Annotated in this window: 27 protein-coding genes; 18 read left to right on the top strand and 9 right to left on the bottom strand. The window is 69.9% G+C overall.

Annotated elements, in window-relative coordinates; translation table 11 throughout:
- Positions 1-4: 4 nt before the first annotated feature.
- Entirely contained in the window at positions 5-1,018 is a 1,014-nt protein-coding gene (locus E4V01_RS09225; protein WP_245517480.1) for a YncE family protein, read from the top strand.
- A gap of 2 nt (positions 1,019-1,020) precedes the next feature.
- Here the strand turns inward: E4V01_RS09225 and E4V01_RS09220 are convergent, their stop codons facing one another.
- Both E4V01_RS09220 and E4V01_RS09215 read right to left on the bottom strand, forming a co-directional pair.
- Entirely contained in the window at positions 1,021-1,221 is a 201-nt protein-coding gene (locus E4V01_RS09220; RefSeq protein ID WP_060769459.1) for a hypothetical protein, read from the bottom strand.
- Between the two features lie 52 nt (positions 1,222-1,273).
- On the bottom strand, positions 1,274-2,308 hold the full coding sequence (locus tag E4V01_RS09215) for a hydantoinase/oxoprolinase family protein (protein WP_135298144.1): 1,035 nt from the start codon (positions 2,306-2,308) through the stop codon (positions 1,274-1,276).
- Positions 2,309-2,311: 3 nt separating this feature from the next.
- On the opposite strand from E4V01_RS09215, the gene E4V01_RS09210 reads away from it, so the two are divergent.
- Positions 2,312-3,007, top strand: coding sequence for a HisA/HisF-related TIM barrel protein (locus tag E4V01_RS09210; RefSeq protein WP_135298143.1), 696 nt, complete (start codon positions 2,312-2,314; stop codon positions 3,005-3,007).
- Positions 3,008-3,150: 143 nt separating this feature from the next.
- Here the strand turns inward: E4V01_RS09210 and fae are convergent, their stop codons facing one another.
- The 7 genes from fae to E4V01_RS09175 all read right to left on the bottom strand — a co-directional run bounded on the left by fae (position 3,151) and on the right by E4V01_RS09175 (position 10,107).
- Positions 3,151-3,663: a 5,6,7,8-tetrahydromethanopterin hydro-lyase gene (fae, locus tag E4V01_RS09205; protein WP_003604760.1), complete on the bottom strand. Its 513-nt coding sequence runs from the start codon at positions 3,661-3,663 to the stop codon at positions 3,151-3,153.
- 246 nt (positions 3,664-3,909) lie between these two features.
- Complete coding sequence (locus E4V01_RS09200) at positions 3,910-4,779, bottom strand: triphosphoribosyl-dephospho-CoA synthase (RefSeq protein WP_135298142.1); 870 nt, start codon at positions 4,777-4,779, stop codon at positions 3,910-3,912.
- Positions 4,776-5,690, bottom strand: coding sequence for a RimK family alpha-L-glutamate ligase (locus E4V01_RS09195; RefSeq protein ID WP_135298141.1), 915 nt, complete (start codon positions 5,688-5,690; stop codon positions 4,776-4,778). The genes E4V01_RS09200 and E4V01_RS09195 overlap by 4 nt, the downstream gene beginning before the upstream one ends.
- A gap of 278 nt (positions 5,691-5,968) precedes the next feature.
- Positions 5,969-6,940 carry a methenyltetrahydromethanopterin cyclohydrolase gene (gene mch / locus E4V01_RS09190; RefSeq protein WP_060769454.1) on the bottom strand — a complete coding sequence of 324 codons (972 nt, stop codon included), beginning with the start codon at positions 6,938-6,940 and terminating at the stop codon, positions 5,969-5,971.
- Positions 6,870-7,994 (bottom strand): ATP-grasp domain-containing protein, encoded by a 1,125-nt coding sequence (locus tag E4V01_RS09185; RefSeq protein ID WP_135298177.1) that lies wholly within the window; start codon positions 7,992-7,994, stop codon positions 6,870-6,872. The genes mch and E4V01_RS09185 overlap by 71 nt, the downstream gene beginning before the upstream one ends.
- A 110-nt stretch (positions 7,995-8,104) precedes the next feature.
- Positions 8,105-8,998, bottom strand: a complete 894-nt coding sequence (gene mtdB, locus E4V01_RS09180; RefSeq protein WP_060769452.1) for an NAD(P)-dependent methylenetetrahydromethanopterin dehydrogenase — start codon at positions 8,996-8,998, stop codon at positions 8,105-8,107.
- 110 nt (positions 8,999-9,108) lie between these two features.
- A complete protein-coding gene (locus E4V01_RS09175; RefSeq protein ID WP_193763175.1) occupies positions 9,109-10,107 on the bottom strand; it encodes a beta-ribofuranosylaminobenzene 5'-phosphate synthase family protein in 999 nt (332 codons plus the stop codon).
- Between the two features lie 427 nt (positions 10,108-10,534).
- Here E4V01_RS09175 and fhcB point away from each other — a divergent pair, with 427 nt between their 5' ends.
- The 16 genes from fhcB to folK all read left to right on the top strand — a co-directional run bounded on the left by fhcB (position 10,535) and on the right by folK (position 24,404).
- Positions 10,535-11,623 carry a formyltransferase/hydrolase complex subunit B gene (gene fhcB, locus E4V01_RS09170; RefSeq protein WP_060769451.1) on the top strand — a complete coding sequence of 363 codons (1,089 nt, stop codon included), beginning with the start codon at positions 10,535-10,537 and terminating at the stop codon, positions 11,621-11,623.
- Positions 11,617-13,263, top strand: coding sequence for a formylmethanofuran dehydrogenase subunit A (locus E4V01_RS09165; protein WP_135298140.1), 1,647 nt, complete (start codon positions 11,617-11,619; stop codon positions 13,261-13,263). The genes fhcB and E4V01_RS09165 overlap by 7 nt, the downstream gene beginning before the upstream one ends.
- A gap of 25 nt (positions 13,264-13,288) precedes the next feature.
- The gene (fhcD, locus tag E4V01_RS09160) at positions 13,289-14,224 is read left to right on the top strand and encodes a formylmethanofuran--tetrahydromethanopterin N-formyltransferase (RefSeq protein ID WP_003597588.1); all 936 of its coding nucleotides are present in this window, start codon (positions 13,289-13,291) and stop codon (positions 14,222-14,224) included.
- Entirely contained in the window at positions 14,221-15,018 is a 798-nt protein-coding gene (locus tag E4V01_RS09155) for a formylmethanofuran dehydrogenase subunit C (protein ID WP_135298139.1), read from the top strand. Before fhcD ends, E4V01_RS09155 begins: the two co-directional genes overlap by 4 nt.
- 148 nt (positions 15,019-15,166) lie before the next feature.
- Entirely contained in the window at positions 15,167-15,373 is a 207-nt protein-coding gene (locus E4V01_RS09150; RefSeq protein WP_060769447.1) for a hypothetical protein, read from the top strand.
- A 108-nt stretch (positions 15,374-15,481) separates the two neighbouring features.
- A complete protein-coding gene (locus E4V01_RS09145) occupies positions 15,482-17,116 on the top strand; it encodes a HAMP domain-containing sensor histidine kinase (RefSeq protein ID WP_135298138.1) in 1,635 nt (544 codons plus the stop codon).
- A complete protein-coding gene (locus E4V01_RS09140; RefSeq protein WP_003597598.1) occupies positions 17,113-17,820 on the top strand; it encodes a response regulator transcription factor in 708 nt (235 codons plus the stop codon). The genes E4V01_RS09145 and E4V01_RS09140 overlap by 4 nt, the downstream gene beginning before the upstream one ends.
- Before the next feature lie 222 nt (positions 17,821-18,042).
- Complete coding sequence (gene pqqA / locus E4V01_RS09135) at positions 18,043-18,132, top strand: pyrroloquinoline quinone precursor peptide PqqA (RefSeq protein ID WP_012317526.1); 90 nt, start codon at positions 18,043-18,045, stop codon at positions 18,130-18,132.
- Positions 18,133-18,180: 48 nt separating this feature from the next.
- Complete coding sequence (pqqB, locus tag E4V01_RS09130) at positions 18,181-19,080, top strand: pyrroloquinoline quinone biosynthesis protein PqqB (RefSeq protein ID WP_060769445.1); 900 nt, start codon at positions 18,181-18,183, stop codon at positions 19,078-19,080.
- A 167-nt stretch (positions 19,081-19,247) separates the two neighbouring features.
- Positions 19,248-20,348: a pyrroloquinoline-quinone synthase PqqC gene (gene pqqC / locus E4V01_RS09125; protein ID WP_135298137.1), complete on the top strand. Its 1,101-nt coding sequence runs from the start codon at positions 19,248-19,250 to the stop codon at positions 20,346-20,348.
- A complete protein-coding gene (gene pqqE / locus E4V01_RS09120) occupies positions 20,345-21,499 on the top strand; it encodes a pyrroloquinoline quinone biosynthesis protein PqqE (RefSeq protein ID WP_135298136.1) in 1,155 nt (384 codons plus the stop codon). The genes pqqC and pqqE overlap by 4 nt, the downstream gene beginning before the upstream one ends.
- On the top strand, positions 21,496-22,230 hold the full coding sequence (locus E4V01_RS09115) for a hypothetical protein (protein ID WP_135298135.1): 735 nt from the start codon (positions 21,496-21,498) through the stop codon (positions 22,228-22,230). Before pqqE ends, E4V01_RS09115 begins: the two co-directional genes overlap by 4 nt.
- On the top strand, positions 22,211-22,576 hold the full coding sequence (locus tag E4V01_RS09110; protein WP_135298134.1) for a hypothetical protein: 366 nt from the start codon (positions 22,211-22,213) through the stop codon (positions 22,574-22,576). Before E4V01_RS09115 ends, E4V01_RS09110 begins: the two co-directional genes overlap by 20 nt.
- 100 nt (positions 22,577-22,676) lie before the next feature.
- Positions 22,677-23,546, top strand: a complete 870-nt coding sequence (gene folP / locus E4V01_RS09105; RefSeq protein ID WP_135298133.1) for a dihydropteroate synthase — start codon at positions 22,677-22,679, stop codon at positions 23,544-23,546.
- The gene (folB, locus tag E4V01_RS09100; RefSeq protein ID WP_135298132.1) at positions 23,539-23,931 is read left to right on the top strand and encodes a dihydroneopterin aldolase; all 393 of its coding nucleotides are present in this window, start codon (positions 23,539-23,541) and stop codon (positions 23,929-23,931) included. Before folP ends, folB begins: the two co-directional genes overlap by 8 nt.
- Positions 23,928-24,404, top strand: coding sequence for a 2-amino-4-hydroxy-6-hydroxymethyldihydropteridine diphosphokinase (gene folK, locus E4V01_RS09095; RefSeq protein WP_135298131.1), 477 nt, complete (start codon positions 23,928-23,930; stop codon positions 24,402-24,404). Before folB ends, folK begins: the two co-directional genes overlap by 4 nt.
- Positions 24,405-24,408 lie beyond the last annotated feature (4 nt).

Raw genomic sequence — 24,408 nt, 5'->3', positions numbered from 1 at the left:
GACGATGCGAAAGGCCGGCGCACTTCGATTCACTCGGCGGAGGCGCCGGCCGTCCCACCCTCTCCTCCGCAGCGGGGGGAGATTTTGGGCCTGGGGCCTCGTCTGCTTGGCTTGGCTGCCCGCCCACGCCCTGGCACAGCAAGCCCTCGTCACGGCGCAGCTCGGCAACGCCGTCGAGATCATCGACCTCGGGTCCAAGACAATCCTGCAATCGATCCCCGTACCGGGGGCGCCGGCGGGCATCGCTCTCTCACCCGACCGGAAGACCGCCTATGTCACCCGCCCCGAGGGCCACGGCGTCTCGGTCATCGATCTCGACGCGCGCCGGGTGACCGCGAGTCTCGATCTGCCCGGTGGCCCGCTCGGCATCGGCGTCAATCCGAAATCCGGCGAGGTTTACGTCGCGGACTGGTACGGTACCCGTGTCTTCGTGCTGCGTCCGAATGCGGCGGGCCTGACGCTGGAGGGCGAGATCGCCACCGGGAAATCCCCCTCGGGCATCGCGGTGACGCCGGACGGCGCCACGCTGCTGGTGGCCAACCGCGAATCCGACACGGTCTCGATCGTCGACGTGGGAAGCCGACGGGAGACGCGGCAAGTGTCCGTGGGCCAGCACCCGTTCGGCCTGACCCTCTCGGCGGACGGTCGCCACGCCTACACCGCCAACGTGGTCTCGAACGATGTCTCGGCCATCGACGTCGCCGCCGGCCGCGAAACCGGCCGCGTCACCACCGGCCAGCGGCCCTACGTGATCGCGTTCGCTGCCGGCAAAGGCTTCGTGACCGACCAGTATTCCAACACCGTGACGGTGTTCGACCCCGCCACCTTGAAGACATTGGCCGCGATCGATGTCGGCGATCACCCCGAGGGCATCGCCGCCACCCACGACGGGAAGACGATCGTCGTCGCCAACTGGGGCGACAACGCCCTGAGCCTGATCGACCCGTCGAGCCTTCAGGTCACCGGCACGATCGGGACCGGCGACGGGCCCCGCGCCTTCGGGGACTTCCTGCGATAGCGTCAGGCGGCCGCGGGCGGCTCACCCGAGCCCGTCTCGGCCGGCGAATTGAGGACGTCCTCCAGCTCATCCACGAGGCGGTCGATCTGGTCCTCGCTCGCCAGCACCCGTGTGGTCCGGCCGTCCTCCGTGACGAAGGCCAGCTCGATCGCCTCCCCGGTGCGGGTCGCCAGGATGCGGGCGAGCTTGTTTCCTGCAGTCATGCGCATCTCCTCGTGACATGTCCCCGTCAACGCGCGGGAACGGCCGCGTTCCTCACCCGATCAAGCCGACGGCCACCGCCGGGCCGCAGGTCGAGACCCAGGCAGCATCGTCACCGTTCAAGCATCCGGCGATGGTCTCGGTGAGCGGCACCGGGCGGCGTCCGAGCCGGGCGGCCAGCCGCTCGGCCAGGAAGCGGCCGGCGCCGCAGACCACGAGCGGCGCATCCGCGGGCAGATCGGGGCGCGAGAGCAGTACGGCGGCGGCATCGTGCAGGGGGCGCAGTTGCGCCTCTGCGAACCACGCGGCCAGCGCCCGCCATTCCTCGGCACTCCCCTCCCCCCGGTCGCGGCCGACCATGCGGGCGAGCCGGATCTCGGTCTCGGGGATCGACTTGCCCTTGAGGTCGGCGCTGTATTGCTGGTCGGCGCCCTCCGGCAGATCGCCGGTGAGCCGATAGATGTCGGCGGTGCTGGCGAAGGTCTCGGCCATCAGCCGCGTATGCCGGCCGCGCCAGGGCGCATGGGTGGCAAAGGCCAGGAGCGGCGTGCGCACCACGCCGGTATAGACGAGTTCGCCCGTCTCCAGCCGCTCGGCGTCGCTGTAGCCCTGCGCGGCGGGCCGGCCCGCCACGATCGGGATCAGGTCGGCGGTGGTCGAGCCGATATCGACCAGCAGCGCTTGAGGGACGTGCCGGCCGATCAAGGCGGCGGTGGCGTGCCAGTTGGCCGAGGCGATATCGGCCGCATGCGCGCGGGCGTTGTCGGCCGAGACGAAGCCGGCGCGGCCGGCATAGATCCGCACGCTGCCTTTGAGCGCCGCCGCCGCCCAGGCCGAAAGTTGATGCACCCCGTCCGCCCGGTCGGCGAAGCAATCGGTCAGCTCGCCGGTCATGGTGACGGCGTGCACGGCCTCGCCCCGCACCCAGTCCGGCAGTTGCGCGAAGGTCTCGTCCAGGGCGGGGACGCCGCGCCAGAGCCGGCAGGGCGCCTGCACCGCCTCGACTACGCGGCCCTCCTCGACGAGCGCCGCCTTGACATGCACCCCGCCGAGATCCCACCCGATGACCCTGGTTCCAGTCCGGTTCACGCGATGTCTCACGGTTCTGAGGGGCGGCCGTTTCGGCTGATCCCGGTGATCGACCTGCGCCACGGGCAGGTGGTGCGCGCCCGCGCGGGCGAGCGTGACGCCTATGCCCCGATCGACACCCCCTTGGCCAGAGGCTCGCGACCCGCCGACGTGGCCCGCGGCCTTCTCGATGCCGTCGGGGGGGACCGGCTCTACGTCGCCGACCTCGACGCGATCATGGAGGGCCGGGCGCCCGACCATGCCAGCCTCGAGGCGGTGGCCAGCGCCTGCCCCGGGGTGACGCTGTGGGTCGATGCCGGCTTCTGTGATTTCTCGGGCGTCGCGCGTTTCACCGCGTTCGGGCTCGGTCGCCCGGTGATCGGCAGCGAGAGCCAGCGGGATGCGGACCTCGTGCGCGCGCTCGGCAACCGTGCCGTGCTCTCCCTCGACAGCCGGGGCACGGAACGGCTCGGACCGGACGCCCTGCACGACGATGCGGAGACGTGGCCCGAGGATGTGATCGTGATGACGCTGGCACGGGTCGGCACCGGGTCCGGCCCCGATGTCTCAGGGGTGTCGCGGGCCGTCGAGGCGGGCGGGGGTCGGCGGATCTACGCGGCCGGCGGCGTGCGCGGGCCGGAGGACGCGGCACGCCTCGAAGAGGCCGGGGCGGCCGGAGCGCTGGTCGCCTCGGCGATCCATGACGGGCGGCTGCGCTGAGGTTCAGGCACGCGCCCAAAAAGAAAGGGACGGCCGAAGCCGTCCCGATCCATCAACTATCGTCCAAGGAAGATCGAAGCCAGTCGCTGGAGCAGACCCCGCGGTGCGGGCGGAGGCTCGCTCTGCCCAGGACTGCCTCCGATCTAAGCGTTGGCGGCGAAGGGGTGGGTCGCCGACTTGCGCTGCTCGGTGACGACCGAAGCCTTCGGCTCGCCGTTAACGGCGCGCTGGATCGAGAGCTTGGTGGCCTCGTAGTTGTACTTCTGGATCTTGGCGTCGTCGGCCGCTTCCCAGTGGATGAACACGCCGACCAGCACGTACAGGTCGTCGGCTTCGTCGGCCGGGATGATGCCTTCGGCAACCGCGTCCTGCACGGCCATGGCGACGCCATGCTGGGCCGGGCCGAACATCTGAACGGCCTGACGGGCGTCGTTGATGGTGACCTTGTTGAACATCAGCGTGTTCGGCTTGCACGGCAGGTTCGGCGCGATCACGGCGAGCAGGCTGGTGAAGCCGTGCTTGTTGTTGACCAGACCGTTGCAGAAGGCCGTCTCGGCGGGCGAACCGCGCGGTCCGATGATGAGGTCGATGTGGGCGACTTCGTTGCCGTCGCCGACGAGGGCCTCGCCGACCTGAACCTTGGTGATCTTTGCCATTCGGGGTCTCTCCCTGGATTCCGGAAAAAAGGCCTGGCCTGAGAGGAGGCGAGGCCTGGAAGCCATCCTTGTTTGCGGCGCCCGGCTGAGAGCCGAGCCGGTTTGCCCGGATAGCGGGGCGGACCCTACAGCGGGCCATTCCGCCGAACAACCCGCGCAAAGCCCTGAAATCGGCGATTTTTTGGAAGCCGGGGGGCCTTGACGCGACAAGATTCGTCCCCTCGCGGGCGAGGGCCCGACAAACGCTCAGACGGTCTCGCCACGGGCGGACAGGAGGGCGTCGAGAAACAGCGTCGCGACGGTGAAGTCGGCGCTCGTGCCGGGATTGAGGCCGGCCTGCTTCAGCGCGCGGTCGTAGGCGAGGAGCTGCTCGACTGGCGCCGTTGCGAGATCGAGGTCTGCGAGAGTCGCCTGCGCTTGCACCCGCACCGCCTCGGCCCGGTCGGGGCCGTGCTTGCGGGCGATGTGGCTGTCCGGCACGGCCATGAGATAGGCGAGATGAACCGCGGTCGTCGTCCAGGGCGGGACGAGCCCGCGCGCCCGCGCGCCCACCAGCGCCGGCAGGCCGATCGCGAACAGGTCGCGAAAACCGTCCGTGTAGGCGCGGGCGATGCGGTCGCGCGGGGCGGCCTCCGCCATCGCCGCGCGCAGCGGCGGGACCGCTCCGTCATCGGTTCGGGACACGTCGTGGCGCTCGGCCCGGCCGAGGCCGCCGGGATTGGCCCGGCGGATCGCCGCGAACACGTCGCGGGAATCGGAGGCATCGAACCCCGCCAGCACGGCGTTCAGGGCCTCGGTCAGCGGGCCGGGCTGCTCCGCGGCATAAGCGAGCGGGGCGCAGAGGAGCAGGATGCCGAGATTGGTGTTCTGCTCGACGGCGGCGAAAGTCGCCTCGACCCCGCCGCGCACCCGCTGCCCGACGCGCGCCCCCGCGCCAGCGAGCGGCGGTGCCGACACGTCGGCACTGGTGACGAAATCAGCCACGACCATGCGGTGGCCGGGGGCGTAGCCGTGGACGTTGCCGGGTTTCAGCGCGTCGAGTTCGGCGAGGCAGGCGGCCCGGTAGAGGTCGGCCACCGTCGCCGCAGACAGGCCGCCGGGCGGCGTCCCGCTCATCCGAGCGCCGAGACCAGCCGCGGCGGGCGAGCGGCGCGCACCGCGTTGAGGAAGCCGCGCGCCACCGCCCCGGCGATGTCGACCTCCGTCACCTGCTGCAGGCCGGACCAGGCCGGCATGGAATTGACCTCCAGCACCAGAAAGCCGCCTTCGCCATCCTCGACGAGGTCGATACCGGTATAATCGACGCCGACCGCGGCGGCGGCGGCCTCGGCGAGTTCGGCGGCGCGGGCCGGCACGTCCCAGGCGAAGGGCCGGCCGCCGCGGTGGACGTTGGTGATCCAGCCGTCGCCCTCGCGGATCATGCCGGCGATCGCCCGGCCCTCGCAGACGAAGACGCGGTAGTCGCGCCACAGCCCGTCGGCACGGGCGACGTAGCGCTGAAGGTAATAGACACCGCTCACCGCCTCCTGCGCCGGCAAATCATCGGGGTTTTCGAGGAGCATCAGCCCTTCGCCCTGCGAGCCGAACAGGGGCTTGAGCACGATCGGTTTTCCCGGCCGCGCCTCGCGGGCGACGATCTCGGCCGCCGCCTCGCGCTTCGAGACGACGAAGGTGTCGGGCGTCGGCAAGCCGGCGCGGGCGATCAGAAGCGAGGTCGCCGCCTTGTCCACCGAGCGCTCGATCGCCGTCGGCCCGTTCCAGACGGTGACGCCCGAGGCGACCAGCGCGTGGAGCACGCCGAGCCGCATGGTGGTGGCCTCGAACGTGCCGCCGGCGATGGTGCGCAGCAGGACGCCGTCGGGCAGGCCGTCCTCGAAGCCGGGCACCCGCAGCGGCTCACCGCCGCCGGTGACCACGGCGACGTCGGCGAGCGAGAACAGCACCGGCTCGATGCCGAAGCCCCGCAAGGCCTCCCGCAGCCGCGCCTTGTGCCAATTGCCGTTGTCGGCCGCGAGCCCGATGCGCATTCGCTCTTTTTTCCGTTTTTCTCAGAGCCTGTTTGACCGAGCTGATCGGGTGTTCGTGCCGGTCCTCATGCTGAGGTGCCGAGCGAAAGCTCGGCCTCGAAACACGCCGGAACGACCGATCCTGCGGCACCGGTCCCTTGGGGTCCGCGTCGCGGCGTGCTTCGAGGCGGCTGACGCAGCACCTCAGCATGAGGAACGAGAAGCTTGCCAGAGCACTCCGGTCAAATCGGCTCTCGACGAACCTCTCCCGAGAGGGGGGAGGGTCTCACATGGGCGCGTTACGCGAACGACGCGTCCACGAGCTGCGGCTCCAGCCGGCCGCCGCGGAACGACTTGCCGGTCTTGACCGAGGTGACGATGGCCTCGGCCGGCGAGAACAGCGCGCCGTCGATCTTGTAGAAGTCGCCGTTCACCCGCGAAAAGATCTCGGCGAAGGGCGCGCCGTGATCGGCCGAGGTGGTGGAGGGGATCTGCTCGGCGAGCTGCTTGGCATCCGCATCGTCGGCATCGACGAAGAGCTGCACCCGGCCGCCGTAGATGATGGCGTCGTTGGTGCGGCCCATCGCCTGGATGAAGTCCGGGTGCGGCGGCGAGAGCGGAGCCGAACCGATGCCGTCGAGGATCTTGTGCAGGTCGAAACCGACGGTGTGGGCCTTGTGCAGCGCCACTTCCAGCACGCGGGCGACGACCTGGGTCGAACCGGCCAGACTCTGGGTCGGGGCGTAGATGAAGGTCACGTTCTCCGGGGCGATGCCGGTCTCGCGGGCAACCTTGTTCACCACGGAGGCCGGCGGGGCGCTACCGGATTCGAGGACGAGCGCGGTCGTCGTCGCATTGTCGCGATAGCCGAGCTCCTTGTAGAGTTCCTCCACCACGGCCACCGCACGGCCGGGCCCCGAGCCGAGGGCGAAGAAGCCGGAATCGCCCTCCTCGTCGGCGAGGCTCCAGCCGGCATATTGCGAGCCGAGGCAGGCCAGCACCGGATCGGCGGAGTGGACGACGACGGTGTAGGGCCAGGAGGCGACCGGGCCGACCGGCGCGATCGTCACGGTGCCGAGGCCGCCGAGGCAGATCTCGGCGATGCGCCGGCCGGCCTCGATCGAGCCGCGGGCGTTGGCGCCGGCATCGACGGTGCGCGCGCCGTTCTCCTGGGCGACGATGAGCCGGAGCTTGGCCGCGTCAGCGACGAGGCTCTCGACCAGCGGCCCGGCCAGGGCGTTGAGGCTCGGCGCGCTCGTGTTGGAACTCATGACTGTTCTCCGTCTCCTCCAGCAGCACGCGGACCGTCTCGGCCCTCGCCCGCAATTCTTGCTTGACCGCCGCGGCGTCCGGCCCGGAGGCCGTCACCGTGCAGAACGGCGCGTCGCGCGCCACATGGCTGCCGGCCCGCGGCCGGTCCCGCACGTGATCCGGCCAATCGAGCGGCGGCACCGCCGCGCAGGTCCGGGCCGCGTAACAGATCTCGGCGCCCGTCGCATCCGCCGGGGCGGCCTCGATTGACGGCATCTGGCCGAGCGCCGCCTCGATATGCTGAATCAGGAGCGGCGTCGGGCGCCTGTCGAGCACGTCGAGGGTGGCGCCGGGGCGCGGATTGATCTCCAGCAGCCACCATGTGTCGCCATCGACGAGGCAATCGGCGCTGGCGAGGCCGGAGAGGCCGGTGGCGCGAGCGAGCCGAAGCGCCGCCTCGGCGATCTCCGCGGTGACCATGGCCGGGACCGGCTCCGCCTCGCCGCGGCCGCGGGCGAGCGCGCCGGCATAGCGGAACGCCCGCAGTGGCGAGGGCGCCTGCCACTGCTCGGTCAGCGCCAGGGGTTCGATGCGGCGGCCATCGGACAAAAAGTTCAGGGCAAAGGCACGGCCGGGCATCCGGGCCTGGAGGTAGTGACCCGGCGGGGCGGTGCCGGCCGCACTCGCGCGGATATGCGAACCGCCGCAGCCCCCCGTCTGCTTGAGGAGCCAAGCGCCGCGCTCCGTGACCGGGCCAGCGGTGATCGGCGGATGCGGAATCGCGAGGCGTTCGCACAGGTCGGCGAAACGGAACGGATCCTTGAGGGCAGCGACGGTCTCGGGGCTGGCACCGAGCAGGCGATGGCGGGCGGCGATCTCGGCGATGAGATCCGGCGCGCCCTCGAATCCACTGCCGAGCACCACGCCGAGGACGCCGCCGGCTTCCTCCGACAACGCATCGAGCCCTGCCAGCACGCCGGCCCGGTCGCGGGCACCTGCACCGAAGCGGCCGGGCAGCGGGCGGTGGCTCTCGGCCAGCGCCAGCGTGTCCTCGTCGCCGAACAGATCGAGCACGAACGGGCGAAAGCCCGCCCGCCGTGCGGCCTGCGCCAGCGCCCGACCGGACTGGGCAGCGATCAGGATCGCGTCGCCCTCCCGATGCGGAGGTGGGTTCAGGTTCGGGCTCAGCCGGCGATCTCGACGGCGAGCTTGTAGGCGTCGCGGAAATCGAGACAAAGCGGCTCCTGCGCCTCCAGCATCTTGCGGAACATGCGGCACTGGGTCTGGTACTTGACGTTGCCGACCGCCAGCGCGCCGATGCCGACGCCCTTGCCGGTGGGCAGGGGCACGTCGACGGCGTTCACGTCGATGCCGGCGATGCCGGCGGGCGGTACGGCGTTGACGTCGGAGGCCACCAAGAGCTTCGGCGCGGATTCGAGATCCTCCGCCGTCAGGATCGAGACGCCGGCGGGGCCGGCCGAGAGGATCACGTCGGCGTCCGTAATTGCGGCGCGGCGCGCCTCGGGCAGGGTGCCGTCCACGGCCCCGACCTCGATGCCGAAGCGCCACTTCATGGTGAAGGCGATCTTCGAGACGCGCTCCTCGCCGTCATGGCCGACGAGCACGCTGTGCGCCCCCTCCAGCGCGCCGATCACCGCCGCGACGTAGGCGACCACGCCCGCGCCGCCGAAGATGACGATACGCTTGCCCTTCAGGTCGGTGCCGAACCGCGCTTTCAGCGCGCGGGCGACCTCGGCGACCATCGCCGCACCGGTGGTGAAGGAGCCGGCCGGGTCGGCGAAGACGTGGTTGACGAAGGGAGGCACGAAGGCCTTCTTCGCCCGGTCCACCATGTCGAGCGCCAACTCGGCGTTCTTGCCGCCGATGAAGATGCCGGTGCGCACGCCGTCCTGCGGCGCGCGGGAGAAGATCGAGTCCTGCGTCAGCGAGACGACATCGGTGAGATCGACACCCGTATAGGGGATCAGCGTCTCGAAGCCGGCATCGATCGCCATGTTCACGTCGAACGGGCTCATGTGTTTGAGCGGCGTCAGCATGTGCAGGATCGAGCGGGCCATGGTGTTCGTCCTCTCGTGACCGCGCCTTTGCCGGGCGCTTCAGCTGCAAAACCGGAACGATTGGCGCCGGTCAAGCGCAGGTTTCTTTGAACCGGGAAAAAGAAAAAGCTCTAAACTTCCGCAACCGAGGCGCCGACATTGCGTCCGCGGGCGATGACGAAGCGCAGGCGGCCGGGCCGCGCCAGCCCCGCCACCAGCGCCTCCGCCTCCCTCTGCGAGGGCACGAGTGCGAAGCCGGTCGGCCCCCAGGAACTCTGACCGTAGCCGGGCACGCCGGCCTGCGCGATCGCCGCGAGAGCGTCGGCCACGGCAGGGCTGGCGAAGCGCCCGCCCTGGTGCGGGGCGAAATGGTCGCCGATCCGCTTCTGGATCGCGGTGATGCCGGCGCCGAACCCGTTCGGCTCGGCCGTCGCGGCGGCGGGCAGCACCTGCATCAGCACGATCCGGCAGATCTCGGCGGCCTGCCCCGCATCGAAGGGCGGCAGGTCGCGGAACGCCTCGGTCTCGCGGGAGCCATGCACACCGGTCATGGCCTCATCGAGGATCAGCACGACCCGCCAATCCTCCGGATAGGGCAGCCGGGCGATGACGGGCGGCGGCGCACCGGAGCCGTCGCGCCCGCCGTCCACGATCAGCCCGCCCTCGGTGAAGGCGGCGAGCCCGACGCCGGAACGGTTGCCGCGGTCGAGCACGTCGGCGAAGTCCGCCGGCGCGAAGGGACGTCTATTGAGGCGCGCCAGCGCGGCGGCGACGGCCAGCGCGAGCTGCGTGCCCGAACCGAAGCCGGCATGGGCGGGAATCGATTCCTCGACCTCCACCGCCACGGCCTCCGGCACATCGAGATAGGCGGCGGCCGCCAGCAGGTTGGCGCGCACCCGCTCGGCCTCCGGGCCGCTGGCGGAGGCTCGCTTGGCGGGGCGGGCGACGAGTTGCACCGCCGGTGCGTCGAGGGCGAGCCCGATGCTGCCGAAGCGGCGCCCGAGGCCGCCATTGAGATCGAGGAAGCCGAAATGCAGGCGCGCGGGCGCGCGGACCCGCACGCCGACCCCGGCCGGCCGGGATGTCGTCGCGCTCACGATCTCAGCCGTCTGGTCCGGGACCTCGGCCACGGTCTCATTCCCTTCCGCCGACGTTGCCGGCCCAGCCGGCGCGGACGCGCCCAACGGTGGGGGCGGCTTCTCACATGCTGCGGCGCCCGCGACAACCTCACTCGCGACAACCGCATCGGCATCCTCGCAAATGCCGATGCGGTTGTCGCCGCGCCGAACCCTTTTCGCGCGAAACCCCGGTGATCGGAGAGAGTGGCTCGACGAACGAAATCCTGATGCAAACTTCGGCGGGGGCTTGCGGCCTCCGGCACAGGAATGCAAAACCACCCGGCTCCCTTCGCGGAGCCGGTCCGAGCCACTTCCCCCGAACCCGCATTCCGGATTTCGAGGCATTGAGGCTCCACCAGGGGCGCCCGCGCCCTTCGGACGTGACCGTCTTTCGCCCCGCCTCGACGCGGGGATGCCCGAAGAAGCACGGTGAGGAAGCATGGCAGCCTGGGTGAAGGGAGGCGCAGCGGATGGTGACGCTGCGGTCGAGGCCGCGGCCGACCTGCTCGCCGCCTCACGCGTGCCGGTGCTGGCGGGCTTGAGCGCAGAAGTCTCGGCGCTGCGCGCCGCCTACCGGCTGGCCGAGACCCTCGGCGCCTCGCTCGATCCCGTTTCCGGCCCCAGCGTCTACGCCGAACTCGGTGCGCTCAGCGCGGGTGGTGCGATGAGCACGACACGGGCCGAAACGATCGGCCGGGCGGACGTGGTTCTGATCGTCGGCAACCGTCCCTGGGACGGTGATCTGATCGCCGAGATCGCCGCCGCGGCCCCGAGCCGCGGACGCGCGGCGGGTACCGAGCGTGCCCTGCTCTCGCTGGGCGGCCCTCAGAACGGCGCGATCCGCCACGTCGCTTATGCGGCGGATGCCGGTGGCCTCGCCATTTCGCTCGGGCACCTGCGCGCCTTCGCCAAGGGACATCTCGCCGGTGAGGCCGCCTTTGCCGACCTCGCCAAGCGCCTGTTCGCGGCCCGGTACGGCGTCGTCGTCTACGACCCGGAGGAGGTCGGCGAACTCGGCGCGGAAATGCTCCAGGGTCTGATCCGCGACCTCAACGAATCCACCCGCTTCTTCGCCCTGACGCTGGCCGACCCGTTCCAGGGCCGGGCCGCCGTACAGCTCTCCGCCTGGACCACGGGACAGGCGCCCCGCGTCGGTTTCGGCCGGCATCAGCCCGAGCACGATCCCTGGCGCTTCGACAGCGCCCGGCAGATCGCCGAGGGCGAGGCCGACGCCGCCCTGTGGCTCGCCTCGCTTCCCGCCCCGCGCCCCGCCTGGCTCGGCAGCCTGCCGACGATCGCCATCGTCGGCGAGGGCTCTCAGGAGGCCGCGGGCGAGACGGCGGAGGTCGTCATCACCGTGGGCGTGCCCGGCCAGAGCGTCGGCGGCGCTCTCTGGAACGACCGGCGCGGCGTCATCGCCTATGCCGAGGCCAGCGATCCATCGAAGACGCCGGCTGAAACGGAGACTGCGGCCGGCGTGCTCACCCGCATCCGCGACCGCCTGATCGAGAAGGGTGTCTCATGCTGACCCGTATCCACGGTGGACGGGTGGTCGATCCCACAGCCGGGCGCGATGCCGTCGGCGACGTCTGGATCGAGGATGGCCGCGTCGTCGCCCCGAGCGAGCGCGCCCCCAATCAAACCATCGACGCCACGGGCTGCGTGGTGATGGCCGGCGGCGTCGAGGTGCACTCGCACATCGCCGGCGGCAACGTGGTGATGAGCCGCCTGCTGCTGCCCGACCTCTACGTCAGCGAATCCGCGCCCAACGGCCATCCCTTCGCCCATGCCGGCGGCTCGGGAAGCTGGATCGGCGCCAATTACGCGCGGATGGGCTACACCACGGCGGTCGAGCCGGCGCTGCCGCCCTCGAACGCGCTCGCGACCCATCTCGAACTCGCCGACATCCCGCTGCTCGACCGCGGCGGCCTCGCGGTGCTCGGCAACGACGATCACCTGCTCCAGCTCCTGCGCGACGGCGAGGGCAAGCAGGCTGTGCGCGATCTCGTGCAGCAGACGCTGGCCCATTCGCGGGGCCTGGGCGTCAAGTGCATCAACGCGGGCGGCGCCTCGGCCTTCAAGGACGGCGTGTTGAAGCTCAGCCTCGACGACGAGATCCCCTGCTACGGGCTCTCGACGCGCACGATCATGTCGGCGCTGCTCGACGCGGTGGAAGAGATCGGCGTGCCGCACCCGCTGCACGTCCACTGCAACAATCTCGGCCTGCCCGGCGCCGACGACTCGCTCGTCGCGACTTTGGAGGCGGCCGAAGGCCGGCGCATCCACTTCGCCCACGCCCAGTTCTACGCCTACGGCGTGGTCGATCCCGAGAACCCGATGACCGGCGGCTTCCGCTCGGCGGCCGAGCGGATCAACGCGGCGATGGAGGCGCATCCCAACGCGACCTACGACGTGGGTCAGGTGGTGTTCGGCCAGACCGTGACGATCTCGCTCGACATCCTGCGCCAGTTCGGCGGCCGCAAGGGCGCCAAGCCGAAGAAGTGGGTGATCTCGGCGGGTGATGCCGAGGGCGGCGGCGTGGTGCCGTTCCTCTATCGGCCGCGCGGCCCCGTCTCGTCGCTGCAATGGGCGATCGGCCTGGAATTGATGCTGCTCTCCTCGAACCCCGAGCGCACCATCCTGACGACCGACCACCCCAATGGCGGCGTCTTCACCGAGTATCCGCGCATCATCCACCTGCTGATGGATGCCGAAGAGCGCGCCAAGGAAATCGCGACGCTGCCGGCGATCGTCGGCGAACGCTCCGGCCTGCCGAAGATCGAGCGCGAGTACAGCTTCAGCGAAATCGCCCAGCTCACCCGCTCGGGCCCGGCCAAGCTGCTCGGCCTGACCGATCGCGGCCACCTGCGCGAGGGCGCCAAGGCCGACGTCGCGATCTACCGCGACGAGCGGGATCGCACGGCGATGTTCTCGCGCGCGAAACTCGTGCTGAAGGACGGCCGCCCGATCGTCGAGGATGGCGAGGTCGTCGCTTGGTTCTCGGGCAAGACACTCAGCCTGAATGTCGAGGCCGATGCGGGCATGGAAAAGCGCGCAGAGAGCTACCTGCAGGACCGCTTCGGCGCCGGGCTCGACACCTTCGCGGTGCCGGACGCCGCCTTCCCGGAGAATACCGGGACGTTCGAAGACGTGGCGTGCCGGGCGTGATGTCGAGGGTGATGGAATCGAATCGATGAGCGACTTCACCCTCAACGGCATCAAGGTCGAGGATACCTTCGCCGAGGCCTTCGACGTCGCGGGCACCGCGATCATCGTCACCAACGACACGCCGAAATGGGCGATGATCGCGGCGACGGTGATGACGGGCTTCGCCACCTCGGTGATCGGCTGCGGCGCCGAGGCCGGCATCGATGCCGAACTCTCCCCCGACGAGACGCCGGACGGACGCCCGGGCGTGCGCATCCTGCTGTTCGGCTTCGAGCCGAACGGGCTGAAGGACCAGCTCCTCAAGCGCGTCGGCCAGTGCATCCTCACCTGCCCCGGCACAGCCTGCTTTGCCGGCGTCGAAGGCCCGACCAAGATCAAGCTCGGCGGCGCGATCCGCTATTTCGGCGACGGCTTCGCGGTCGCCAAGCGCCTGCCCGACCATGAGGGCAAGATGCGCCGCTACTGGCGCATCCCCGTCATGGACGGCGAGTTCCTGTGCGAGGATTCGGTGCGCGCGGTCGACGGCGCGGTCGGCGGCGGCAACCTGCTGTTCCTCGGCCGCAAGCATGCCGACACGCTCATCGTCGCCGAGATCGCGGTCGAGGCGGCCAAGGCGATCCCCGGCGCGATCCTGCCCTTCCCCGGTGGCATCGTCCGCTCCGGCTCGAAGGTCGGCGGGCGCACCAAGGGCATGATGGCCTCGACCAACGACGCCTACTGCCCGACGCTGAAGGGCCGGGCCGGCTCGGCGCTGCCGCCCGAATGCGGCGTGGTGCTGGAAATCGTCATCGACGCCCTGACCTCGGCGGCGGTCGCCGAATCAATGCGCGCGGCGCTGCACGCCGCCACCGAGATCGGCGCACAGCACGGCCTCGTCGCCGTCACCGCCGGCAATTACGGCGGCAATCTCGGCCGGCACCACTACCACCTCCGCGACCTGTTGGAGAAACCCGCTGCATGAGCACGCTGAGACTGCGCGGTGATCTGCCGGAGCGGGTCGACCTTCTCAACATCACCCCCCTCGCCCTGAGCGGATTGTCCGAGGCCGAGGCGGGCAAGCTCGCCATCGGCACGAGCCGCCGCGGCCTGACCCTCGGCGACGTGTTCGAGATCAGCCTCGACGGCTCCGACAGCCTCGTGATCGAGGGCGGCTCGTCCCGGCTCGACCGGGTGGGTGCTGCGCTCTCGCAAGGCTCGATCCGGGTCGAGGGCGATGTCGGCCAGCGCCTCGGCGAAGGCATGGCGGCCGGCTCGCTCACGGTGACGGGCTCCGCCGGCCCCTATGCCGGCACGGGCGCCACCGGCGGCACGATCACGATCGAGGGCGATGCCGGCGACCACGCGGGCGGCGCCGTCTATGCCGCCAAGGCCGGGCTCGACGGCGCGACGCTCGTCATCAAGGGCGCGGCCGGCGACCATCTCGGCGACCGCATGCGCCGGGGCATGATCCTGGCGGGTTCGGCCGGTGCTTACGCCGGCTCGCGCATGATCGCGGGCACGATCCTCGTCTCCGGCGCGCTGGGCGACCATCCGGGCTACGGCATGCGCCGCGGCACACTGGTCGCGGGCAGCCACGGAACCCTGCTGCCGACCTTCGTCGAGACCGGCACCCCCGACCTCGTCTTCATCCGGCTGCTGGCCCAGAGCCTCAAGCATCTCGGCGCGGCGCAGGCCAGCCTCCTCGGCGGCACGCTGCGGCGCTACTCCGGCGATCTCGCGACGCTCGGCAAGGGCGAACTGTTCGTGCCGGCCTGATCCGGCACGATTTTTCCGAAAGCCGCCGGCAAGTCGCAGAAAAATGACTTGCCGGCCTGCCGGATTCTCCCACCTTGCCTCGGATCAGAGGCGCGGGACACCGATCCGGTCGAGCCGACCGCGCCCCCTCCGAGCCGAGGCCGCGCGCATGTTCCTGCTCCTGTCCGTCTGCCTGATCGCCCAGCCGGCGAAGTGCCACGACGAGCGGATCAACCTGAACTACGACAATCCGAACCCCTTCCTGTGTCTGCGCAACTCGCAGAGCACGCTCGCGGCGTGGCAGGAGGAGCATCCGGACTATCACGTGAAGAGCTGGCGCTGCGCCCCCAAGGCCAGCCTGCCGAACGACCTGTAGGAGCGACCTGCGAGCGGGCCGGGAAAAGCCGGCAATGCGAGCCGGCTTGAGACCCCGCCCCGGCGGTGACATGGTCCGCCCGCCGCCACCGCGGCGGAGAGGGAGACCATGCGTTCGCTGAGAGTTCGGTTCGCCCTCCTGCTCGGCGGCACGGCGCTGATCGCCCTGCTGGCGGCGACCGGCGTTTTGTGGTCGATCCGGCTGACCGAGAACGTCATCGAACGCACGCTGGCCGCCCAGCACCGGCTGGAGCTTCTGGCGGAACTGTCGGGACGGCTGGCGCAGTACGGCTTTGCCGCCATCGACAGCGTCGGCAATCCGGACGCGCCGCCCGAGGCCCTGTCGGTGACCCGCGACCGGGTCGATCAGGCGCTCAACCATGTCGATGACGCCATCGGCAACGGCATGGCGACCAGCGCCAACCTGGAGGACCGGATCCAGTACGTCGCCCGCACCCGGCCGCTCGCCAATGTGCGCGCGGCCCGCGCGATGCTCGACCGTCAGGTCACCCTGGTGCGGCGCGAAACCGATCCCGACCGTCGCAAGACGGCGATGCAGGGCGCGCTCAACGCCTTCGGCGCCATGACGGGACCGCCACTCTCCCTGCTGATCGAGGCGGAGCGGCGCAGCATGACCGCCGGCTCCGAGGCGGCCCGAACCCTTTCACGGCGGCTCACCGCCGCCGCGCTGGCCGCAACGGTGCTGGCGCTCGCCTTCGTCGGGGTGCTCTACCGTTCGGTCACACGGCCGACGCTGGCGCGCATCGAGGAGATCCGCCGGGCGGCCGGGGCCGTCGGCAGCGGCGCGCTCGAGACCCGGCTCTCGGTCGAGACCCGCGACGAACTCGGGCTTCTGGTCGCGAACTTCAACCGCATGGCGGCGCGCCTCGCCCGCCGCGAGGGCCGGCTCGCCGCCGACCGGGCCGCCCTGGAGGACACGGTGGAGGCCCGCACCGCCGATCTGCGCGCGGCCAACGAGCGGCTGGAGATGGTGGACCGCTCCCGGCGCCGCTTCTTCGCCGATGTCAGCCACGAGTTGCGCACCCCGCTCACCGTCATCCTGGGTGAGTGCGACCTCGCCCAGCGCTCGGCGGAGCGCGCCGCCGGCCGAACCGTGGAGTACGGACCGGTCTTCACCACCATCCGCAAACGAGCCCAGCGCCTCAAGCGACGGGTCGAGGATCTGCTTCGTGTGGCCCGCTCGGAATCCGGTCAGATCGAGCTCGACCGGCGCGCCGTGAGCGCCGTCGAGGTGCTGACCGACGCCGTCGACAGCGCCGGCTCGGAGGCCGCCCGCCGCCGGGTCGAGCTGGTGCTGGAACCGGGCGACCACGACATCGAGATCGCCGCCGATCCGGAATGGCTCCGCCAGGTTGTCGAGAGCCTGATCGACAACGCGCTGCGCCACGCCACCGGCCTGACCCGCATCACCGTCTCGCTGAGCGAGCACGACACGCCGCAGGGCAGCCGGGCGCTGGTCACCATCGACGATGACGGCCCCGGCTTCCCCGCGGGCGGGGACGGGCTGTTCGAACGCTTCCGCCGCGAGGCCCGATCGGGAGAAGCGGGATTCGGCATAGGTTTAGCTCTGGCGCGATGGGTCGTTGAGCGCCATGATGGCGCGATCAGCCTCGGCGGAGCCGAACACGGCGGCGCCCGGGTGGTGATCGACCTGCCCTCGCTCGACGATGGCGTCGCGCCGGAATCCTACGGGGCAGGACACGAGAGGATCGGCGCCGCATGACGACGCGCGTATTGATCGTTGAAGATGATATCGACATCCGCGGCATCCTGGCGCGCGGCCTGGAGGCGGAAGGGTTTTCCGTCGGCGTGGCCGGCCGGGTCGAGGACGCGTTGAGTGCCGCCCGCGACGAGGCGCCGGAGGCGGTGGTGCTCGACATCACCCTGCCCGACGGTTCCGGCCACGACGTCTGCCGCAGCTTGCGCGAGGGCGGCTATCCCGGCGCGATCCTTTTCTTGAGCGCCCGCGACGAGGTGCGCGACCGGGCCGAGGGACTGGCGCTCGGCGCCGACGACTACATCGTCAAGCCGTTCGTGTTCGACGAACTGCTGGCCCGGCTCCAAGTCCACCTGCTGCGCCGCCGCGAGGCGGACACCCCGCGCACCGTCTTCACCGCAGGCCGGCTGACCCTCGACGTCAACATCCGTCAGGTCAGCTTCGGCGAGGCCTCGGCCCGGCTCACCCCGCGGGAGGCGGAGCTGCTCGCCCTGCTGATGCAGGAGGTGAACCGGCCGATCTCGCGCGGCGAGATCTTCGACCGGCTGTGGGCGAGCCAGGGGGGCCTCTCCCTCAACGTGGTCGATGTCTATGTCGGCTACCTGCGCTCGAAGCTCTCGGATTTCGTGCGGCTGGGCGGTCCGGTAATCGTCACGGTGCGCGGCAAGGGCTTCATGCTCGATCTGCGCGGCCAGGATTTTCGCCACTGACCCCCGCGGCATTTCGCTCCGGCCACTGGCGTTAAACGAAAGTCTACCCCGCCTCCTCACGCGAACTTTGGGAAGAAACGGCAAGCTGGCTCTTGCAGGCGGGGCCGGAATTGGCGATATACCTCCAGCGTGCGAAAACGAGTGCGTCGCCAGTATCTTACGATCCTCTTAATCAATGGGATCGAAGGGTGCCGGCGTTCCATAAAGTCGAGGAGAAACACCATGAAGTGGGCTGCCCCCATCGTTTCCGAGATCTGCGTCGGCATGGAAGTCACGAGCTACGAGTCGGCCGAGATCGACACCTTCAACTAAGGTGTTTCGAGCCGGGCCGCAGGGCGCAGACATCAGCGGGTTCTCACCATGCATGTCGTGATCCTCGGTTCGGCCGCGGGCGGCGGCGTTCCTCAATGGAATTGCCGCTGCTCCATTTGTTCTATGGCCTGGGCGGGTGATCCTCGCGTCAAGCCACGCACGCAGTCGAGCATCGCGGTCTCCCCTGACGGGGAACGCTGGCTCCTGCTGAACGCCTCCCCCGACATCCGCCAGCAGATCCAGGCCAATCCGCAGATGCACCCGCGGCAGGGCCTGCGCCACTCGCCGATCCACGCGGTGCTGCTGACCAATGGCGATGTCGATCACGTCGCGGGCCTTCTGACCCTGCGTGAGGGCCAGCCCTTCACGCTCTACGCCACGCCCGGCATCCTGGCCTCCGTCTCCGATAACCGCGTCTTCGACGTGATGGCCGCCGAGGTGGTGAAGCGGCAGACGATCGCCCTCAACGAGACCTTCGAGCCGGTGCCCGGCCTCTCGGTGACGCTGTTCTCCGTCCCCGGCAAGGTGCCGCTCTGGCTGGAGGACGCCTCGATGGAGATCGGGGCGGAGACCGAAACCACCGTCGGCACGATGATCGAGGCCGGAGGCAAGCGCCTCGCCTATATCCCCGGCTGCGCCCGGGTGACGGAGGATCTGAAAGCCCGCGTCGCGGGGGCCGACGCGCTCCTGTTCGACGGCACGGTGCTGGAGGACGACGACATGATCCGCGCGGGTGTCGGCACCAAGACCGGCTGGCGCATGGGGCATATTCAGATCAACGGCGAGACCGGCTCGATCGCCTCCTTCGCCGATGTCGAGATCGGCCGCCGGGTTTTGATTCACATCAACAACACGAATCCGGTCCTGATCGAGGACTCGCCGGAGCGCGCCAGCGTCGAGGCGCGTGGCTGGACCGTCGCCCATGACGGGCTGACCCTCGATCTCTGATCGGACGGGACGCTGCCGGTCCGGGTCGGCCTGGAAATTTAGTGCCGGACTGATTATGTTTTGCACGATCCAATCGCGCGGCAGAGGCCCTGCCCCGATCGGTACCGGGCCCCATTTAAAAATAACGCCAGGAAATGCGACTCGAAGCTCGGGGGAAACCGAACGCCATGACCGCCCAATTCCCGCCGCCCGTCCCGGACACTGAGCAACGCCTGCTGAGCCACAAGGAGCTCGAAGCGGCGCTCCGCGACATCGGGGCGCGGCGCTACCACAACCTCCACCCGTTCCACCGGCTGCTGCACGACGGCAAGCTCTCGAAGGACCAGGTCCGGGCCTGGGCACTCAACCGCTACTATTATCAGGCGATGATCCCGGTGAAGGACGCGGCGCTGCTGGCCCGTCTGCCGGATGCACAGCTTCGCCGGATCTGGCGCCAGCGCATCGTCGACCACGACGGCGACCATGAGGGCGACGGCGGCATCGAGCGCTGGCTCAAGCTCGCGGAAGGCGTCGGCTTCACCCGCGACTACGTGCTCTCGACCCGGGGCATCCTGTCGGCGACCCGCTTCTCGGTCGATGCCTATGTCCACTTCGTCTCCGAGCGCAGCCTGCTCGAGGCCATCGCCTCCTCCCTGACCGAGATGTTCTCGCCGACGATCATCTCCGAGCGCGTCGCCGGGATGCTGAAGAACTACGACTTCATCACCAAGGACACGCTGGCCTATTTCGACAAGCGCCTGACCCAGGCCCCGCGCGACGCCGACTTCGCCCTCGATTACGTCAAGCGGCACGCCACCACGCCCGAGATGCAGCGGGCGGCGATGGACGCGCTGACCTTCAAGTGCAACGTGCTCTGGACGCAGCTCGACGCGCTCTACTTCGCCTACGTCGCCCCCGGCATGATCCCGCCGGACGCGTGGCAGCCGGGCGAGGGCCTTGTCGCCGAGAACAACTCCGCCGAGGCCAGCCCCACCGCGGCGACGGCTGAACCCGCGGCCTTCTCGGGCAGCGACGTTCCGCGCCTGCCCCGCGGCGTGCGCCTGCGCTTCGACGAGGTCCGCAACAAGCACGTGCTGCTCGCCCCCGAGCGCACCTTCGACCTCGACGACAACGCCGTCGCGGTCCTCAAGCTCGTCGATGGCCGGAACACGGTTTCGCAGATCGCCCAGATTCTGGGCCAGACCTACGACGCCGACCCGGCCATCATCGAAGCCGACATCCTCCCGATGCTGGCTGGCCTCGCGCAAAAAAGGGTTCTGGAGCGATGAATGCACCGACCCCCGCCCCCTCCCCCGCGGAAGTCATTCCGGCGCCCGTGGGTCTGCTCGCCGAGCTGACGCACCGCTGCCCGCTGCGCTGCCCGTACTGCTCGAACCCGCTGGAGCTCGACCGGCGCTCGGCCGAGCTGGATACGCAGACGTGGCTGCGGGTGCTGACGGAGGCGGCGGGTCTCGGTGTGCTGCACGTCCACCTGTCGGGCGGTGAACCGACCGCCCGCCCCGACATCGTCGAGATCACGGCCAAATGCGCCGAACTCGGCCTGTACTCGAACCTGATCACCTCCGGCGTCGGCGGTGCGCTGGGCAAGCTCGACGCGCTCTACGACGTCGGCCTCGACCACGTGCAGCTCTCCGTACAGGGGGTGGACGCGGCCAACGCGGAAAAAATCGGCGGCCTCAAGAACGCGCAGCCGCAGAAGATGCAGTTCGCCGCCCGCGTCACCGAACTCGGCCTGCCGCTGACGCTGAACTCGGTGATCCACCGCGGCAACATCCACGAGGTACCGGGCTTCATCGACCTCGCGGTCAAGCTCGGCGCCAAGCGGCTGGAGGTGGCCCATACCCAGTATTACGGCTGGGCCTACGTGAACCGCGCCGCGCTGATGCCGGGTAAGAGCCAAGTCGACGAATCGATCCGCATCGTCGAGGCCGCGCGCGAGCGCCTGAAGGGCCAGCTCGTCATCGACCTCGTGGTGCCGGACTACTATGCCAAGTACCCGAAGGCCTGCGCCGGCGGCTGGGGCCGCAAGCTGATGAACGTGACGCCGCAGGGCAAGGTTCTGCCCTGCCACGCCGCCGAGACCATCCCCGGCCTCGAATTCTGGTACGTCACTGACCACTCGCTCGGCGAGATCTGGACCCAATCCCCGGCCTTTGCCGCCTATCGCGGCACATCCTGGATGAAGGAGCCCTGCCGCTCCTGCGACCGGCGCGAGAAGGATTGGGGCGGGTGCCGCTGCCAGGCGCTGGCGCTCACGGGCGACGCGGCCAACACCGATCCGGCCTGCTCCCTTTCGCCGCTGCACGCGAAAATGCGGGATCTTGCCAAGGAAGAGGCTGCCGAGACCCCGCCCGATTATATATACCGCAGCATCGGGACGAATGTGCAAAACCCGTTGAGCGAAAAGGCACCCCTTTGAGACGATCCTTTCTGGCGGTCGCCCTCTCGGCCGCCCTCGTGACGACGCCTTCCGCCTGGGCGGCTTCCGACACCACTCCGGCGGCGCCCCAGGATACGGCGGTCAAAGATCCGGCAACCAAGGGCACCGCACCGGACGCCAGCGACCTGCTGTTCGAGCAGCCGCAAATGAAGAACACGGCGCCCGGCAGCACCCTGACCTACGATTACGCGCGCCGCAGCGGCATCGAGCGCGGCCCCTACGGGCCGCCGCTCAGCGACACGATCAAGCTCACGGTCGATCCCGGCAAGAGCGCCGAGAGCCGCGACATCCGTGTGCAGATGTTCTCCGGCGGCAACCGCCTCCCGGCCGGCCCCTTCACCGACATGCCCGGCAACCCCGTGCTGAGCCTGTTCCTCGAGAACCACCTGAAGGGTCTCGCCAGCCTGCTGGAGGCCAACCCGCGCTACATCAAGAACGCGATCCGAAAAGGTCTGCGCGACAAGGCGACGGTGACGCCAGCGCCGGTGTCCTACAAGGGCCGGACCGTCGAGGGCTGGCGCGTCGAGATGAAGCCGTTCGCGGGCGATCCTCAGTCGGAGCGGATGCGCGGCTTCGAAACCATCACCTATACCTTCGTCGTCGCGCCTGACGTGCCGGGAGAGATCGTTTCGATCCAGGCCCGCGCCCTGAAGCCGGATGGCGGCGAACTCCTCGAAGAGAGGCTCGATTATGACCAGAAGGATTCCTGAGGCGCTCGCCGCCGCGATGCTCGCTGCTGCGATGCTCGCCGCGCCCGCTTTTGCCGACGACAACGACTATCCGACGGATGTGCGGGCCGATTACGTGTTCGGCTGCATGGCCGCCAACGGGCAGACCCGCGAGGCGCTGGAGAAATGCTCCTGCTCCCTCGACGCGCTGGCGTCGATCCTGCCCTATGACCGCTACGTTCAGGCCTCGACCATCCTGTCGATGCGCCAGGGCATCGGCCAGCGCACCGCCGCGTTCAAGTCGACCAAGATGTTCGACGACAAGGTGGCCGAGCTGCGCCGCGCCCAGGCCGAGGCGGAGATCCGCTGCTATCGCGGCGCCTCCTGAGACGCGTCGGGCCGGGGATGGGGTCGAGGCCGATTGGATCTGGCGCAACCCCGCCGGAGGGGCTAGGCCGGCAAACCCGGCCCCTCACCCTCGAGACGCGATGCCGCCCGACGACTCTCCTCCGCCGACGCGCCTGAAGACCCTGCTGCCCGGCCTCGGCCGGCGCACGCTGGTGATGGGCATCCTCAATGTCACGCCGGACTCGTTCTCGGACGGAGGCCGCTTCGAAGGCGTCGAGCCGGCGCGCGCTCAGGCCGCTGCGCTGACGGAGGCCGGAGCCGACATCCTCGACATCGGCGGGGAATCGACCCGGCCCGGCCACACGCCGGTCCCGGCCGCCGAGGAGCAGGCCCGTGTCCTGCCCGTGATCGAGGCCGTGGCACCGGGCCTGTCCGTCCCGATCTCGATCGACACCTACAAGGCGTCGACGGCGGAGGCCGCGCTGAAGGCGGGTGCCACCCTCGTCAACGACGTTTGGGGTCTGCAGCGCGAGCCGGACATCGCCCGCGTCGCGGCCGACCATGGCGCACCGGTCATCGTCATGCACAACCGCGAAACGATCGACGGCTCGCTTGACATCGTCGCCGACATGCTGCGCTTCTTCGAGCGCTCCCTCGACATCGCCCGCCGCGCCGGCATTCGCGACGCCGACATCGTGCTCGATCCCGGCATCGGCTTCGGAAAGAGCTGGGAACAGCATCTCGAAGCCCTGCGCCGCCTGCCCGAAATCCGGGCGCTGGGCTTTCCCCTCCTCGTCGGCGTCTCGCGCAAGAGCCTGCTCGGGCGCCTGCACGACCGCGAGACGGCCCCGCGCGACCGACTCATCGGCTCGCTCGCCGCGCACGTGCTCGCCGGTTCGCTCGGAGCCGACATCGTGCGCGTTCACGACGTGGCGCCGCATGTCGAGGCGCTGCGGGTGCTCGACGCGGTGATGCGCCCGGAGGGCGGGCGTGGGACGATCCATGGCTGACCGCATCCTCGTCCACCGCCTCGCGGTCTTCGCCCGTCACGGCGTGCTGCCGGAGGAAGAGCGGCTGGGCCAGCGCTTCTACATCTCGCTGGAATGCCGTCTCGACCTCGGGCCGGCCGGCCGCAGCGACGACGTGGCCGCCACCGTGAGCTATGCGGATCTCGCCGAGATCGCCCTCGACATCGCCACCCATCGGCGCTTCGCCCTGATCGAGGCCTTGGCCGAGGCGATTGCCGAGACCTGCCTCGCGCGATTTTCCCGGATCGAGACGATCGCGGTGCGGATCGACAAGCCGAGCGCGCCGATCCCCGCCGTGCTCGACTACGCGGCCATCGAGATCGTGCGGGGCCGTGCCGACAGAGCCGCGACGACGGAGACGCCATGACGCGCGCCTATCTCGGGCTCGGCAGCAATATCGGTGATAAGGCCGCGATGCTGGCCCGGGCCGTCGAGCACCTCGCGGCGACGCCCGGCATCCGGGTCGTGGCGCGCTCCGCCGATTACCGCACGCCGCCCTGGGGCGATACGGATCAGGACTGGTTCCTCAACGCGGCAATCGCCATCGACACCGAACGGACACCGCACGGGTTGCTGGAGGTCTGCCTGTCGATCGAGGCGGCGCTCGGGCGCGTCCGCGAGCGACGCTGGGGGCCGCGCGTCATCGACATCGACGTGCTGGCCTATGAGGGGGCGCAGGTGTCCGACGAACGCCTCGTTCTGCCGCACCGCTTCGTGCGCGAGCGCGCCTTCGTGCTGGTGCCGCTCGCCGAGATCGCCCCCGACCTCGTCATCGGTGGCGAGACGGTCACGGAGGCCCTGGCCAAGCTCGATCCGACGGGGATCGAACGGGCCGAATGAGAAA

This window comes from Methylorubrum sp. Q1 (assembly GCF_004683995.1).
Lineage (GTDB): Bacteria > Pseudomonadota > Alphaproteobacteria > Rhizobiales > Beijerinckiaceae > Methylobacterium.
This window is presented reverse-complemented; position numbering and strand designations above follow the sequence as displayed.